The sequence below is a fragment of the Virgibacillus byunsanensis genome, assembly GCF_042675965.1.
GTDB lineage: Bacteria > Bacillota > Bacilli > Bacillales > Amphibacillaceae > Virgibacillus_R > Virgibacillus_R byunsanensis.
On record NZ_JBHTKJ010000073.1, the window covers coordinates 20,130 to 35,126 of the forward strand.

The window sequence follows — 14,997 nt, forward strand, 5'->3', positions numbered from 1 at the left end:
CACTAAAAGGGCTATTTCGATAGTACTAAAGAACTAACTTGGTAGTCTTAACATTTAGAAATCTGGGCATTCGCCAAGCCTTTATGGCGAATGGCCCAGTTGCACTTATGCGGATAAGGAAGTTTTATACTTTTTTACCTGCGAACAAAAGCTAGAAGTGCCTTGAAAGACACGACAAGCATAAGCAGGTCGCGTAGTGTGGATGCCTTTACCAAGTCGAACTGCTTAATGTCCCCGAGTGTCTAGGCGCTGGATCTGGACGTGGCTTAAACAGTCAATAAATTATCCACAGGCTCCTAATTTATAATTTCATTATTACACAAAAAGACCAGCCTCCATAAGAAGCTGGTCTGCCATTTAAATATTAAACAGCCACAATTGCCGTATTATCATAGTAAGTTTTAAACCACCACTTCGCAAAGTGGGTGTTTGCAGAAACCTTCCTGTCTTCCTCTCGTGGAGGCCCGACATTAGAGCTTCGATGTAAAACTCCCTATTCATATGTTAGAGGTTAAAACTTAAGTAAATACGTACATTGTAGCTTATGTTTATATCATATACCCTAATCGCCATATTATCAATGGGAATTTTGCCCACTCTTACAAGAAAATTTTTACAAAAGTAATTCATATACCTCCGTTAGCTCTTGTACACGTACATCATTTTGGACGTTTTTAGCATAATCTAATTCTTTTTTTACGACATCATTTAAATATGCAATTTCTTCTTCGTCCAAATCTCTTACAAATTCACCTTCATTTTTATACTGATCAAGCTTACCATAAATCTGCTGGCACATGTCATTATCGATATAATTTGCCAAAGATTCACGTAAGTAATCTAATGTATAATCGATGCTACTCACCCTTTTTCACCTAAAAGTTTATGTGCTTATATTTTTGTATTCTTCTTTTTCGTCCGATCCTCTAATTGTGATTTAGGCCGCTGATCAGCGACATCCTCGGATAAACCTTGAGGATTAACACTTGATTGGACCCGTCGTTTATTTCTATTATCATTTTTGGAACTCATAGAAACACCTCCAGTAGATAGTGTTACTATTTTTTTAGTATTTTATCCAACTAAGGAACAAAATCGTAAGCGTCCGTTTAACGACGTATGGGCTGCGCCCGCGCATCGCGGGTGGGTCGACGTTGCCGCGCAAAGCGGCGAAGTTAGTCGATCTTCCAAATCCGCATGAGATATAGGAAACACGAAGAGCGTTAGCGAATCGATGTTGACTTATCGTAAGGAGGATCAGGAAGCCCACTAGTCGTTGGGTGCTGGAGATGGACGCGGCTTACACAGTCAATAAATTATCCACAGGCTCCAAATTTTTTAATTTCCTAAGCAAAAAAGGAATACCATATTTAATGGCATCCCCACTTATAATTAAATATTATCTACTTCTTCGGTATTTCCTCATACTGATCTCTCAGTGCGCGCTTCAGTACTTTTCCACTCGGATTCTTTGGTAGCTCTTTGGCAAAGTCAACATGTTTTGGTGCCTTAAACTTAGACAATCGTGCTTGGCAAAATTCTATGACATCCTTTTCTGTTAAGCTTGCACCTTCTTTGGGTACAATAATTGCGGTGACAGCTTCAATCCAGTATGCGTCAGGGATACTGATCACTGCGACCTCAGATACGCCATCCATTTGATAGATCGTTTCTTCCACCTCACGACTAGATACGTTTACCCCACCTGTATTGATCATGTCTTTTTTTCGGTCAATAATAGTAATATAGCCTTCTTCATCCATTACACCTAAGTCACCACTGTGAAACCAGCCACCGCGGAATGCTTCTGCCGTTTTTTCCGGGTCATGTAAATATCCTTTCATCGCATGTGGTGTACGGTGAACAATCTCTCCTATTTCACCACGTTCAACTTCATAATCTTGGTCATCAACAATTTTCGTCTGTACATTCAATGTGGCCACACCTGCTGAACCAAGTTTTCGTAATTGATCTTCTGGTTGTAATGCCGTTGCAAGTGGTGCCACTTCTGTTTGTCCATAAAAATTCCAAAATCGTGCATTCGGTAAACGTTCAGCGAGTTCTTTTAAAATCTCTCTTGGCATTATGGCTGCACCGTAATAGCATTTTTCCAGGGTTGATAAATTTCGCTTATCAAAATCTGGATGTCTTAACAACGCGATCCACACAGTTGGTGGTGCAAAAAGCTGGGTTGCTCCCTCTTCCTCAATTGTTTTTAAAATCACTTCAGGATTAGCGGCACCTAAAATAATACCGCTTGAACCCACATACACACTCGGTCCTAAAAAGACATGGAGCTGTGCACTATGATATAACGGAAGCGCATGGATCGCTACATCATCAGAGGACATTCTTCCATCCACAATACTGCTGACATACTCACTAATGATTGATTTATGTGAAAGCATAACCCCTTTTGGACGTGATTCCGTTCCACTTGTATACAAAACATGTGCTAGATCGTCATCTTCAATATCCGCGTCAACAAAAGCAGCAGATTTTCCTTCACGTGCTAGTGATAACGGAACCCAGGACGAAAGTTCACCATCATACCTACCTAAAACATCCATCAAATAGCGGTGCTTAATTTCAAGTCTACCTGCTGAATGATCCAAAACTACCGCAAATTCATCTGAAGCAATAAATCCGTTAACCTCAGCATGCTCCAAAATATACCGCACATCTTCAACAGATAACATGTAATTAATCGGAATCATGACCGCGCCAATTCGAGCAAGGGCAAAATTCACGACAACAAAATCCAGACTGTTTTTGGACATTACAACGACCATATCGTTCTTTTCCATACCGTCAGCCAGGAATGCACGGGCCGTCTGATTTACCAAATTATCCAGTTCTGCATAATTCAAACGCTGCCCATCATACGTAACTGCGAATTTATCAGGCGTTCGATCACGCGTCCGTGCAAGTAAATCTCCAAGTGTATTCCGTCTTGCTCGTTTCAACATTTCGTTAAGTCCATCTTGTACATTTGCTTCTGTGTTCATTTTGTATTACCACTCCCCAAATGATAGTTTAGATGACTCATTGGACTGAATATTCTTTCTTTTATTTTATTTCAGATAACCTAAAATCGCAACAGTTAATCAAATAACATAGAAAAAAGACCATCAAGGATGATCTTTTTCTTAGAAAACTTGGCTTATCGCCAGCCTTAATGGAGAATGCCTTAGTTGCACTTATGTAGATAAGAAAGTTTTATACTTTCTTATCTACTAAAAAATTAACTATTATTGTTTATACTGAGGCTCCTCTGATTGCATGTATTGCAACCGAGCATTTAAGTTGTTAAGTACAGTTTCCTGCTGTTGAGCCATGTTTTTATACATTTGCTTTGCGTTTTGATCATCAGTATCTAATGCAAAGCTGTGTAGATTGGCAAGAGTGCTTTCACAACTCGCAATGGTTTGTTGCATTTTAGTTCCTACTGTCAATATCGTCACCTCCCTACGATTTTATAATTTCCATTAATGGTTTTTGTATTAGGATTTTTACATGAAAAAATATGGTTATTGCTTATTTCGTTCACAAAATTTTTTTAGTGAATCTATTTCCTCTGACTTAATGATATATATCCCTCCCGTTTGTACCAAGGAGGATATCCATGCAATTAGCATCCCATTAATTAAACGATTTAAGTGAACTTCTTCTGGTTGTTATAACACGGTCTCGTGTATGGCTAGTTATATTAATAGCTCAAGATCCGGAACTAAAGAAAATGCTCCAGAGACAATTTCCTTTAAAAGACTACAATTTAAAAGTCGAATTTGTTCAAAATCAATCCACTCCCGATATTTCAAAATTTACACCAGATGTTCTAAATCCTGAACTAGAATCATTTACGCAAGCACTCGAGAACGAATTATGCCAAGGACGAATGTACAACAACTAAACGACCGTGGAATCATTAGCCTATCTAGGTCAAAAAAGTTCTGCCAAAAACTATGCGACATCAGCTGTTGAATGTGCAAAACCTGACTTACGCAGTTTTTAGGAGAATTCATTTTTAAATAGCAATCGACATGCTTATGAAGTTTGGCAATACATGATAAGAAAAGCGCAAGCGCCCTGAAAGACACGACCGCATAAGCAAAACGGCTGGAGAAAGGTGGTTTTTCCTTTCGCAAGACGGATTGCTTATGTCGCGAGTGGTTGGGCGCTGGAGCTAGACATGGCTCTTGCTGACAAGAAACTTTATAGTACCAAAATTTTATACTTTCCTTACCTTCGAAAAAAGGATATTATCCACTTATAGCCGCCCCCAGGAAGCAATTCAAACCATTGCTTCTATGTATCAACTGGTCCCACAGTACTAATTTAGCAGGACAAGGAAAGCTGGGGCATCATACATCGCACGCAGAAAATTGGTTTGTATTTTCAAGGAGTCTTCGTGTATTCCGGCTGCTAATATAGTGCTATCTGATAATTAATAGCAGCGTAGCGAGAAAAAACTTATAATGCAGCTTTACCAGTCAGGGTGAGCGAAGGGAGGTGACTCCTGCGGGAACAGCACGTGTTCGAAGACCCCTCTTAGATGCGCCTGCGTCTTCTAGTAACGCTTCGAGGTATGCTTCCTCAGCGCAAGGGAACGAAGAAGATGATTCAAGTAGTACCCTGGCTGAGACCGTGCCCGCGGAAAGCACCCTCCCGGAGTGATCCCGGACGGCGGCAATAGCACAACTTATAGAAATCAACCAAGCGTTACGACGCATCATACATCTATTTTGACAAAAACAACAATCTTTAGAAACAGTCTAAAATATAAAAACTAGATTTTCACGAATTTCTGTGTGCCATACTGCAACGTTTTATAGACCTATGTACAATCAAAAAAATAATTCTTTACATAATATAAAATGGTAAGGGCCTTACAAAACATTTTGAAAGGAGAGGGTTTCTAATGAGTGGAGGATATGCAAGCGGAGGCGGCTTTGCGTTAATAGTTGTTTTGTTTATTCTACTAATTATAGTTGGTACTTCTTACGGCGGTTACGGTGGATACTAACTTTAATTAGAAAGCCCTCACTATCGTGGGGGATTTACATAGAAAAGCGCCCAAATTATACCTTCTCAGTAGCATTAACACATTGGATGAATATAGTGAAAATGACTAATTTTAGAGGAGGAGAATAATGGATACGTCTTCAAGGAATTACCCTAATCATCTTGCATATCACGAAACACTGGAAATTCATGAGCTTGTGGCATTTCAATCAGTTGGATTAATGAAAATGAAAAAATCGGTCGGAGAAATTCAAGATGCCGAGCTCCGTACGCTATATGTTAATTCCATAAAAGCACTTGAACAAAACATTACCGAACTACTTCAATTTTTTAAATCTGCACCAAGAGAAGATGAGGAATTTGATACAAGAAACGTGGGTGCCGCATTTTATGCTGGTGACCTATTAGCCTTTTTCAAAACAGCTGTACGTAACTATGCCATAGCGATCACTGAAACAGCCACACCAGTTTTAAGAGAAACATTAACCAAACAACTGCAAAAAGCAATTCAAACGCACGCGTTGGTATATGCATATATGTATAAAAAAGGACTTTACCCATCCTATAATATGGAAAAATTATTAAAAAACGATATAAAAAATGCCCATATGGCATTAAAAATGAAGTATTAATATTTAAGCGTATCCCAGATACTGTTCTGGGATACGCTTTTGTATACTAGTGCGGCGTTCGTGACAAAGTTGACTTGACTATTATGCAATATAATCCGCATACATTACATTATTTCATTCATCAAAAACTACACGTGTGCTTCCAATCATGTCATGAATGCCTTGCTTATGTGTGGTAAATGCAACAAAAACATACAAAAGCACACCTATAAAAAATATTCGGTGAATAAATCTTCCTACTACTTCTCTGAAAAGAAGATCACTCCACTGTAATGACTCTCTATCTTCTCGTATTACTTTTAAGCCAAATATCATTTTCCCTAATGTTTGACCGAGCCACTTTGTCATTAATAAAAAGTAAAGATACAGTACAATAGATCCCAGTATTCCGGTGACAGTCCAAAATCCAATATCCAAACTAGCACCATCATTAATAAATTTAAACGGAATAAACAGGATGCCGTTTATACTAAATACAATAACTAAATCAGCCAAATACGCCCAAAAGCGCATCCAAAACCCTGCATATCGTCTGTCTGCAGTTGGCGTTGAAGTATATTCAACTTGCTCTTCACTCATAACGACACCCCCTTATTTAGAATATAAATACATCGCACGTGGCGCATTATTTTCCCGTAACAGATCTTTGATGCCAATTAAATCCGAATCAGAACCAAACATGCTTTTTATAGATCCGCCAAGGAATTGATCAATACCCATTCCTCGTTCATATTCAATAACTTGTGCATTTCCCAATTCTTGTTCTTCTTTCATCATGGCAATGGTATCATTTAACGAACCAAGTTCATCGACAAGTTCTACCTCTTGTGCTTGTGCACCTGTATACACGCGACCATCACCTAGTTCTCGCACACGATCTTCTGACATACTTCGACCATCGACAATTACCTGTACAAAGTCAGCATACATATCATCAATCATGGTTTGTAAGATATCACGCTCATCATCTGTCATTTCTCGTGACATTGACATTATATCCTTGTACTCACCACTTTTTATCGTGTTAAAGTCAATACCATGTTCATCAGCGAATTCAGCAAAATTAAAGCTTTCCATAATAACACCAATCGATCCGGTAAGTGTGGCGTTATGAGCAATAATTTTATCAGCTGGAGCAGCAATATAATACCCGCCTGATGCTGCTGTGTTCCCCATTGAAACATAGACTGGCTTCTCATATTCTTCCTGTACTTCAACTATTTTATCGTGGATTTCTGCACTTTCCACAACACCTCCACCAGGTGTGTTCACGCGTAGAATAATTCCGTTGACGTTACGGTCTTCTGCAGCTTCATCCAGCATGTCCAAAAATCGTTTATGGTTATACGAGTTCGTATTGATTAATGAGCTAGGAGTAGTGTCCTGAATAACCCCATTTAAGTGAAGTACTGCTATTTTACTGGTACCTGAACCTTCTTCGATTACCTTCTCATTAAAATCACCATCATCCTCTGTAAAATTTAACAACGATTCAAAGTCAGCGGTAACAACACTTGTTACAAACTGAAAACCCAATGAAGCAAATAATAGCCCTGCTGCAACAATTAGTGCGACCCAACGTTTCTTGTTCATATGTATGTCCTCCATCTTTTGTTAAAATATTCTTCCTAAATAATACATTATTTTACTTTTGTTTACGAATTTATCGAAGTTAAAATCCCGGGAACAAAAGCTAGAAGCGCCTTGAAAGACACGACAAGCATAAGCAGGTCGCGTAGTGTGGATGAATTCACCCAAGTCGAACTGCTTAATGTCCCCGAGTGTCTAAGCTCTGGAGCTGGACGTGGCCGATTCTGTAGATAAATGTACAAAACTTTCAAGTTATACTTTCTTTACTCGTAAAAAAATCAGGTCACCCTTTTAGGATAACCTGATTCATCAAAAAATTTACGTTTATTCGGTTACTAACTGTAATTCAACAGGAATAAACTCATCAACGGATTCACCATTTGCTATTTTTCCTGCAGCATCTATTGCATTTTGTCCAATCAATTCTGGTTGTTGAGCAACTGTTGCATCCATACGTCCTTCTTCAACAGCAGCTACTGCATCATCTGTAGCATCGAATCCGACAACAATTACATCTTCTAGCAGACCTTGTCCTGCTAATGCTTCCATTGCACCAAGTGCCATTTCATCATTGTGAGCAAAAACTGCTTGAATATCACCTGTACTTTGAATAATGTTTTCCATTACAGATAATCCTTCTGTTCTGTCAAAGTTAGCAGATTGATTTGCAACTACTTCAATACCATCAATTGCATCAACGACATTATGAAACCCTTCGCCACGTTCACGTGTAGCAGAAGCACCGGCAATACCTTCTAATTCAACTACATTTCCTTCATCACTAAGTTGTTCTGCGATGAAATCTCCTGCCATCTCGCCACCAGCTACGTTATCGGAAGCTATATGGGTAACAACTTCTCCGCCTTCTGAACTTCTATCCACTGTGATAACTGGGATATCAGCATCATTTGCTAACTCGATTGCTGAAGCGACAGCATCCGAGTCAACTGGGTTTACCAATAGAACATCAATATCTTGTTGGATTAAATCTTCAATATCACTAAGCTGTGTAGATGCATCATTTTGTGCATCAGAAGTAGTAATTTCATAACCTGCTTCATCTGCAGCAGCTTCTGCACCATCACGTAGTGTTACAAAGAAAGGGTTGTTCAGTGTTGAAATTGAAAGTCCAATTTTCACACTTTCATCTCCTGTAGCTTCATCCTCGCCTTCTTCCTCATCTGATCCGGGTGCATCTGTAGAACATGCTCCTAATACAAGTAGCAATACCGCTACTAAACCTAAAAACTTTAACCATTTACTCATCTGTATTTCCTCCCTTAATTTTTATATTTATATATGAAACGATGTTTATTAAAACATCGGAGTCAACTATTTGGATTTGCGATCAAGTAAGACAGCTAACACGATAACGCTACCTTTAACAATTTGTTGATAGAATGACGATACATTCAATAGATTAAGCCCATTGTCAATTACTCCAATAATTAGAGCACCAATTAATGTTCCTACAATTCTTCCTCGACCACCTGCTAAACTCGTTCCACCAATAACAACAGCCGCAATGGCATCCAACTCATACATACTCCCTGCTGTTGGTTGTGCAGAGTTCAAACGACTCGTAATAATAATCCCTGCTAAAACAGAAAGCATACCAGTAAGGGAATATACCCAAATCTTCACACGGTCTGCTTTAATTCCTGATAAGGTTGATGCTTCTTCATTACCACCAACAGCGTATACTTGACGGCCAAACACCGTACTGCGGAGCACAAAGAATAAAATAAGAAAAATAACTATCATTAGTACAGCGGGAAATGGAACACCAAAAACATATCCTTTACCGATCATTTCAAATGAAAAGCTATCTGATAGCCCAGTAATCGGCCTACCATCTGTATAAACTAGTGTTACCCCGCGATAAATCGTCATCGTAGCTAGTGTTGCAATAAATGGAGCAACTTTTCCTTTTGTAATAATTAACCCGTTAACTGCTCCCAATGCTAGTCCAATAAGTAACCCTACAAAAACCGCTAACATCGGATCCATTCCACTTGTTAACAAACCAGCAGTAAGTGCACTACCCAATGCCAAAATCGAACCAACTGATAAATCAATACCCGCGGTTAAAATAACAAACGTCATACCAAAAGCAATTAGCGCGTTTACAGAAACTTGTCTTAGTAGATTAAAAATATTATTAAGCGTGAAAAAGTTCTCACTTAAAATTCCTAAAATAATCGTAATGACAATCAGACCAAGAAGTGGACCGATTTTAGCAAAATTATTGATATTTATTCGCTTCATGCTCTTTCTCCTCCTGTCGCGGCAGTCATAATTTTCTCCTGAGTAGCTTCCTCACGGTTTAAGAATCTGGTCGTTTTCCCCTCATGCATAACCATAATACGATCACTTACACCTAAGACCTCGGGTAATTCTGAGGAAATCATAATAATGGCTACTCCGTTTTTGGTTAGTTCATTCATAATCGTGTATATTTCCTGTTTTGCACCAACGTCAACCCCTCGTGTAGGCTCATCTAATATAAGAACTTTCGGTTGGATGCCTAACCATTTTGCGATGACTACTTTTTGTTGATTACCCCCACTTAAGGACTTTACTTCTTGATCTCCGCCAGTGGTTCGAACATGAAGACGTTTAATCAATTTTTCAACTAGTTCTTTTTCCTTTGCACCAGAAATAACGCCATTTTTGGAAACAAGTTCCAAATTAGTCAGCGAAATATTTTCACGGATTGATGCGTCAATTACCAATCCTTTTGCTTTTCGATCTTCCGTGATATAACCAAGACCTGCCTTCACAGCGTCATGAGGATGTTTGATATTTAATGGCTTCCCGTTTATTTTAACTATGCCATTATCTTTCTTATGAAAACCGAAGATAGCCTCCATGATTTCTGTTCGCCCAGCACCCATCAACCCAGCTACACCAAGCACCTCTCCTTTTCTTACTTCAAAACTGATATTGTCAAAATAACCAGTGCGTGTAAGACTCTCAACTTCTAAAATAACATCACCTATCGAATTATCTTTAGGTGGAAAACGTTCACCAAGTTCACGACCGACCATCATTTTTACAATTTCCTTAAATGAGGTTTCTGCTATATATTCATTGCCAATATATTGACCATCACGTAATACGGTAATACGATCACAAATCTCGAAGATTTCTTCCATTCGGTGAGAAATATAAATAATACTTACACCTTGATCTCTTAATGCATGTACGACATTAAATAAATTTCTAATTTCACGATCAGTAAGTGCTGCAGTTGGCTCGTCCATTACAATCATCTCAGCATTTGTTGCTAAAGCACGAGCAATTTCAATCATTTGCTGCTTCCCAACCGAAAGATCTCCCGCTGTATCATCAGGATGTATATTCGTAACCCCTAATTTCTTCAAACTTTGTTCCGTTCTATTTTTCATTTCCTTTTGTTTTAAAACACCCGTTTTCCCATACGTAAGCTGTTTACCAAGGAACATATTCTCTGTAACGGATAGATGCGGAATTATATTTAACTCTTGATGAATAACGACGATCCCTTTTTCTTCCGCTTCCTTTGGACTAGAGAAATGAACTTCTTCACCATCTATTTTAATAACCCCGTTATCCCTTTGGTGAATACCAGTCAGAACTTTCACAAGTGTTGACTTCCCTGCACCATTTTCCCCCATTAGTGCATGAATTTCGCCATGCATCACTTCAAAATGAACATTCTTTAATACTTGATTACCGGAAAATGATTTATCAATGTTTGTCATCTCGACAAAAGGTGTTTTACCCAACTTCCTCACCTCTTCCACTTAAAAAATTACGCCAGATTGTAATATGACATTTGCGTATGGTGATGCTTCTCCAGTTCGGATAATTGCTTTTGCATCTTTCAATTTCTGTTTTAATGCTTCATGGGAAATGTAGGTCATTGGTATATCCGAATAGTTATCCATCAAATTATCATGTAACGTGGTATTACTATGTTTTATTTCATTTGCGAGCGTTATTTCTTCAATCTCCATATCATCGGATACCGCTTTCAATACAGAAGTGAAACTAGGTGTTCCAAGGCTAATTGATAAATCAATACACGTTGATTGATCTGGGATTGGCAATCCGCAATCCGCAATAATAATCGAATCTGTATGACCTAGTTTTGCAAGAACTGCTGTAATTTCTCGATTTAACATTCCTGTCTTTTTCATCACGAATCAGACCTTTCTAGTAAAAATTGCTCTACTGCTTGTTTTTGTGGCATTCCACTTTGTGCTCCTAATTTCGTAATCGATAAAGCTGCTGCTGCATTTGCAAATTCGACTGCTTGCTTGAGTGGAATTCCTTTACCAACTTGTGTTGCAAGTGCACCATTGAATGTATCTCCGGCTCCAGTTGTATCTTTCACTACCACCTGATGACTAGGCACATGTTGCTTCTTACCATTATCAAAAAACTGAACTCCTTGATCACCTTGTGTCACAATAAGTTTTTCTTGAATGGAGTCGTAAAGTGTTTCTTTTTTTATGGATTCAACTTCAATATCATTCGGCGTTAAAAAGGCTGCATTAGTTAATAACGCATCTGGCAACGTTTGATATGGTGCTGGATTAACAATAACTGGTACATTTAATTCATTAGCCAGTTTTAAGGTATGAACTACTGCTTCCATTGGTATTTCAAGTTGTAACAATACAACATCACTTTGTTTAATAAGTTCACGATGCTTTTCAATTAAAGCTGAAACGACACCATTGTTTGCTCCAGGTGCTACAATAATTCGATTGTCATCTTCCGAAAGAATAATATTTGCTATTCCTGTTGGTTGATCAGTGTTTGTGATGATTCCCTCAACATTTACTCCTTCTGCGCCCAAATGATTTAAGAGTGTTTTGCCAAAAGAATCGTTTCCGACGGCACCTATCATATTTACATTTGCTCCAAGCCTTGCAGCTGCAACAGCTTGGTTGGCACCTTTCCCACCAGGATACGTAGCGAAATCATTTCCCAGTACTGTTTCACCTTGCATCGGCATCTTATTCGTTGTAATCGTTAAATCCATATTGATACTTCCTACGATACAAACGGCTGGTTTCTCACCCATGGTATTAGCTCCTTACTTTTGTTGATTGTCGTTCCACTAGCTTCACTGAAAATTCCTCTGTCTTTCTTGGTAATTCCCTATCATTAACTTGCTCGATAAGCATTTCGGCAGCACGTGCACCAATATCATAAATTGGTTGTGCCATCGTTGTTAAAGATGGACTCGTGGTTTCGCCTAATGTAATTCCATCAAACGCTATAATTGAGAGATCTTCTGGTACGCGTATACCCAATGATTGAGCTGCCTTCATAGCGCCTACTCCCATCAAGTCATTTGCTACAAAAATACCATCGACCTCTGGATTATTTTTTAATAGATTTATAGTAACTTCCTTTGCTTTATCAAAGTTATATCCACCTGACACAACATAGCTGGATAAAAACCAATCCTCATTCTTCACTACATCTAAATATCCTCGCATCCGTTCCGTTGTGTTACTAGCATTCTCTGGACCGGAAATATGTGCAATTCGTAAGCATCCTAGTGATTTCAGATATTCAGTAGCTTCTCTTCCACCTTCACGATTGTTAACCGTAACAGATGATAAATTTGCGCTTAAAATTCGGTCAAGCGCAATAATGGGAACATTTACATTTTCAATATGCTCTTCGGTGATCGTACTTGAAACGATAATGAATCCATCAATAGACTTTTGCTGAAGCGCATTTAAATACGTTAATTCCTTTTCGATTTCATCGTCTGTATTGCAAAGTACAAATGTATATCCATGACGATTTGTAACGTCCTCTACCGCTCGAGCTAACTCAGGGAAATAAGGGTTCATGATATCTGGCACAAATAAAGCAATCATTTTTGAACGGCCTTTAAACAGACTTCGTGCTACATCGTTTGGCCGGTAATTTAATTGGTCGATCGATCGTTTGACTCGTTCTTTGGTAGCCGAATTTACATATCCATTATTATTCAGAACTCGAGAAACAGTCGCAACAGATACCTCAGCATGTTTGGCAACATCTTTAATAGTCGTCATGAATTCACATCCATTATTTAGGTAGTTAATGCATTTATGTAACCCGTTACACAAAAAATAAAATAAAAAAGAGACCGTTGAAATACCTACATGTAACCCGTTACATTTTTATGATAAAGCGTTTACATAGATATGTCAACAGATTACTAGTTGAAAAATCTTACATTTTTGGTATTTAATTCATCTCATTCAGCACCGTCTTTAAATGATTGAGGTCCTCTTTAGTTAGGGTTACACCTTTTCCCATTTTTTCTTTTCCTGGTGCCCAATCACGTAAGTCGTATTTAGGATCTCGCCCGTTCCAACTTACTAGGTTAAGCTCTTTTGTCCAACCTTTTGGTGATTCCGAAAGAACAGCTACTGTTTTGATTATTTCATACTTTAATTCAGCCATATTATTTCCTCCAACTAGAATATTATCATTGCTTGTTAATAGACTTCATAATTCTGACCGGTCTGTGCTCCTTCCACACTTTTCACAAAAGCACGTGCTACACGGATTGCCGGAACTGGTTCAAACCCCGCAAAGAAGCCACCTAATTTCTCCCATGATTCTTGAACGATATTAGGACTCACACAATTTATCCTGATACCTCTAGGCATTTCAATGGAAGCTGCTTTTACAAAGGACTTCACCCCACCATTGGCCATAGCGGCAGACGCACCTAATGGAATGGGATCATCCATCATTACACCAGTAGTTAACGTAAAACTACCACCATCTTTTACATAATCTTTTCCGATAAGAACCAGATTTATTTGCCCTTTCAATTTGCTTTCAATTCCTTTTTCATTTAATTCAGGTGTTAAATCTGAAATGGACGCAAAATTTGCGCCACCTGCTGCGTTTACAACAGCATCCACTTTGCCAACTTGATCATACATTTCAATAATACTTTCAACGGACGTATTATCAACTGAAACATCCGCTCCATTTCTTCCTGCTCGAATAACGTCATGCTTTTTTTCAAACTCTTTCGTAATTGCTTTGCCAATAGTTCCACTTGCACCTATAATAAGTACCTTCATCGTCAAAACCACTCCTTTATTTTTGTATACTACAAATATAGCTTCTTACTCTGTTTAACTCGCTTCACTTTCGGAGGAACATAGCCACGTTCATAGATTTTCCCTTTTGATATATTACACTTCTGAATAAACGCATCCACTTCATCCGTTCCATACTCTACAAAAGCTCTCTGTAAAATTTGCGCTGCAACACGCGCATCCTCCAGGGCATGATGGTGTTCAAAGGTAATCCCCTGAAAAGCTGCTACCGTATTTAGTTTATGATTCATTAAATCCGGCCATACCCTTTTTGAAATATTTGCCGTACAAAGATATTCCATTTCGGGATAGGGCAAATCAAAGTAATCGAGTGTATGACGTATGACACTCATATCAAAACTCGCATTATGGGCAATTACGAGGTTTTTAGATAAATAATTATTTAACGTTGGCCACAACTCAGCAAATGTTGGTGCGTCTTTTACATCATGTTCTCTAATATTATGTATAGAAGTATTAAACCCACTAAAATACATCATAGGATTTATTAAACTATAAAACTCATCTACAATACCATTTTTGTTAGCTATTACAACACCAATAGCGCATGGACTGTTTCGTTTTTCATTTGCCGTTTCAAAGTCAATCGAAACAAAATTCTTCATAAGTTTTGT

At 38.4% G+C, this 14,997-nt stretch carries 17 protein-coding genes and 1 other RNA gene; 2 read left to right on the forward strand and 16 right to left on the reverse strand.

The features are described from left to right. Window positions 1-365: 365 nt before the first annotated feature. The 5 genes from ssrS to ACFQ3N_RS18780 form a co-directional block, all read right to left on the reverse strand. Window positions 366-547: non-coding RNA, 6S RNA (gene ssrS, locus ACFQ3N_RS18760), on the reverse strand. A gap of 66 nt (window positions 548-613) precedes the next feature. Next, the gene (locus ACFQ3N_RS18765; protein ID WP_390364492.1) at window positions 614-865 is read right to left on the reverse strand and encodes a sporulation protein; all 252 of its coding nucleotides are present in this window, start codon (window positions 863-865) and stop codon (window positions 614-616) included. Between the two features lie 26 nt (window positions 866-891). After that, window positions 892-1,032, reverse strand: a complete 141-nt coding sequence (gene sspL / locus ACFQ3N_RS18770) for a small, acid-soluble spore protein L (protein WP_390364494.1) — start codon at window positions 1,030-1,032, stop codon at window positions 892-894. A 371-nt stretch (window positions 1,033-1,403) separates the two neighbouring features. Continuing rightward, window positions 1,404-3,008, reverse strand: a complete 1,605-nt coding sequence (locus tag ACFQ3N_RS18775; protein ID WP_390364496.1) for a fatty acyl-CoA synthetase — start codon at window positions 3,006-3,008, stop codon at window positions 1,404-1,406. A 243-nt stretch (window positions 3,009-3,251) separates the two neighbouring features. After that, window positions 3,252-3,455, reverse strand: coding sequence for a DUF1657 domain-containing protein (locus ACFQ3N_RS18780; protein WP_390364498.1), 204 nt, complete (start codon window positions 3,453-3,455; stop codon window positions 3,252-3,254). Between the two features lie 1,466 nt (window positions 3,456-4,921). On the opposite strand from ACFQ3N_RS18780, the gene ACFQ3N_RS18785 reads away from it, so the two are divergent. Both ACFQ3N_RS18785 and ACFQ3N_RS18790 read left to right on the forward strand, forming a co-directional pair. Then, on the forward strand, window positions 4,922-5,026 hold the full coding sequence (locus tag ACFQ3N_RS18785; protein WP_390364500.1) for a YjcZ family sporulation protein: 105 nt from the start codon (window positions 4,922-4,924) through the stop codon (window positions 5,024-5,026). A gap of 127 nt (window positions 5,027-5,153) precedes the next feature. Beyond that, window positions 5,154-5,657 (forward strand): spore coat protein, encoded by a 504-nt coding sequence (locus tag ACFQ3N_RS18790; RefSeq protein WP_390364502.1) that lies wholly within the window; start codon window positions 5,154-5,156, stop codon window positions 5,655-5,657. Between the two features lie 114 nt (window positions 5,658-5,771). Here the strand turns inward: ACFQ3N_RS18790 and ACFQ3N_RS18795 are convergent, their stop codons facing one another. The 11 genes from ACFQ3N_RS18795 to ACFQ3N_RS18845 all read right to left on the reverse strand — a co-directional run bounded on the left by ACFQ3N_RS18795 (window position 5,772) and on the right by ACFQ3N_RS18845 (window position 14,988). Continuing rightward, entirely contained in the window at window positions 5,772-6,236 is a 465-nt protein-coding gene (locus ACFQ3N_RS18795; RefSeq protein ID WP_390364504.1) for an RDD family protein, read from the reverse strand. Between the two features lie 12 nt (window positions 6,237-6,248). After that, window positions 6,249-7,250, reverse strand: a complete 1,002-nt coding sequence (gene sppA / locus ACFQ3N_RS18800; RefSeq protein ID WP_390364506.1) for a signal peptide peptidase SppA — start codon at window positions 7,248-7,250, stop codon at window positions 6,249-6,251. 321 nt (window positions 7,251-7,571) lie between these two features. Beyond that, window positions 7,572-8,513, reverse strand: coding sequence for a ribose ABC transporter substrate-binding protein RbsB (rbsB, locus tag ACFQ3N_RS18805; protein WP_390364508.1), 942 nt, complete (start codon window positions 8,511-8,513; stop codon window positions 7,572-7,574). A 66-nt stretch (window positions 8,514-8,579) separates the two neighbouring features. Continuing rightward, window positions 8,580-9,515 carry a ribose ABC transporter permease gene (rbsC, locus tag ACFQ3N_RS18810; protein ID WP_390364510.1) on the reverse strand — a complete coding sequence of 312 codons (936 nt, stop codon included), beginning with the start codon at window positions 9,513-9,515 and terminating at the stop codon, window positions 8,580-8,582. Beyond that, window positions 9,512-11,017, reverse strand: coding sequence for a sugar ABC transporter ATP-binding protein (locus tag ACFQ3N_RS18815; RefSeq protein ID WP_390364512.1), 1,506 nt, complete (start codon window positions 11,015-11,017; stop codon window positions 9,512-9,514). The genes rbsC and ACFQ3N_RS18815 overlap by 4 nt, the downstream gene beginning before the upstream one ends. A gap of 18 nt (window positions 11,018-11,035) precedes the next feature. Beyond that, on the reverse strand, window positions 11,036-11,431 hold the full coding sequence (gene rbsD, locus ACFQ3N_RS18820) for a D-ribose pyranase (protein ID WP_390364774.1): 396 nt from the start codon (window positions 11,429-11,431) through the stop codon (window positions 11,036-11,038). Continuing rightward, window positions 11,431-12,324, reverse strand: coding sequence for a ribokinase (gene rbsK / locus ACFQ3N_RS18825; protein WP_390364514.1), 894 nt, complete (start codon window positions 12,322-12,324; stop codon window positions 11,431-11,433). The genes rbsD and rbsK overlap by 1 nt, the downstream gene beginning before the upstream one ends. Before the next feature lie 4 nt (window positions 12,325-12,328). Continuing rightward, window positions 12,329-13,315 carry a LacI family DNA-binding transcriptional regulator gene (locus ACFQ3N_RS18830; RefSeq protein WP_390364517.1) on the reverse strand — a complete coding sequence of 329 codons (987 nt, stop codon included), beginning with the start codon at window positions 13,313-13,315 and terminating at the stop codon, window positions 12,329-12,331. Between the two features lie 175 nt (window positions 13,316-13,490). Continuing rightward, window positions 13,491-13,709: a YdbC family protein gene (locus ACFQ3N_RS18835; RefSeq protein WP_390364519.1), complete on the reverse strand. Its 219-nt coding sequence runs from the start codon at window positions 13,707-13,709 to the stop codon at window positions 13,491-13,493. Between the two features lie 35 nt (window positions 13,710-13,744). Continuing rightward, window positions 13,745-14,344, reverse strand: a complete 600-nt coding sequence (locus tag ACFQ3N_RS18840; protein ID WP_390364521.1) for a short chain dehydrogenase — start codon at window positions 14,342-14,344, stop codon at window positions 13,745-13,747. Between the two features lie 29 nt (window positions 14,345-14,373). Then, complete coding sequence (locus tag ACFQ3N_RS18845) at window positions 14,374-14,988, reverse strand: 3'-5' exonuclease (RefSeq protein ID WP_390364523.1); 615 nt, start codon at window positions 14,986-14,988, stop codon at window positions 14,374-14,376. Between the last annotated feature and the right edge of the window lie 9 nt (window positions 14,989-14,997).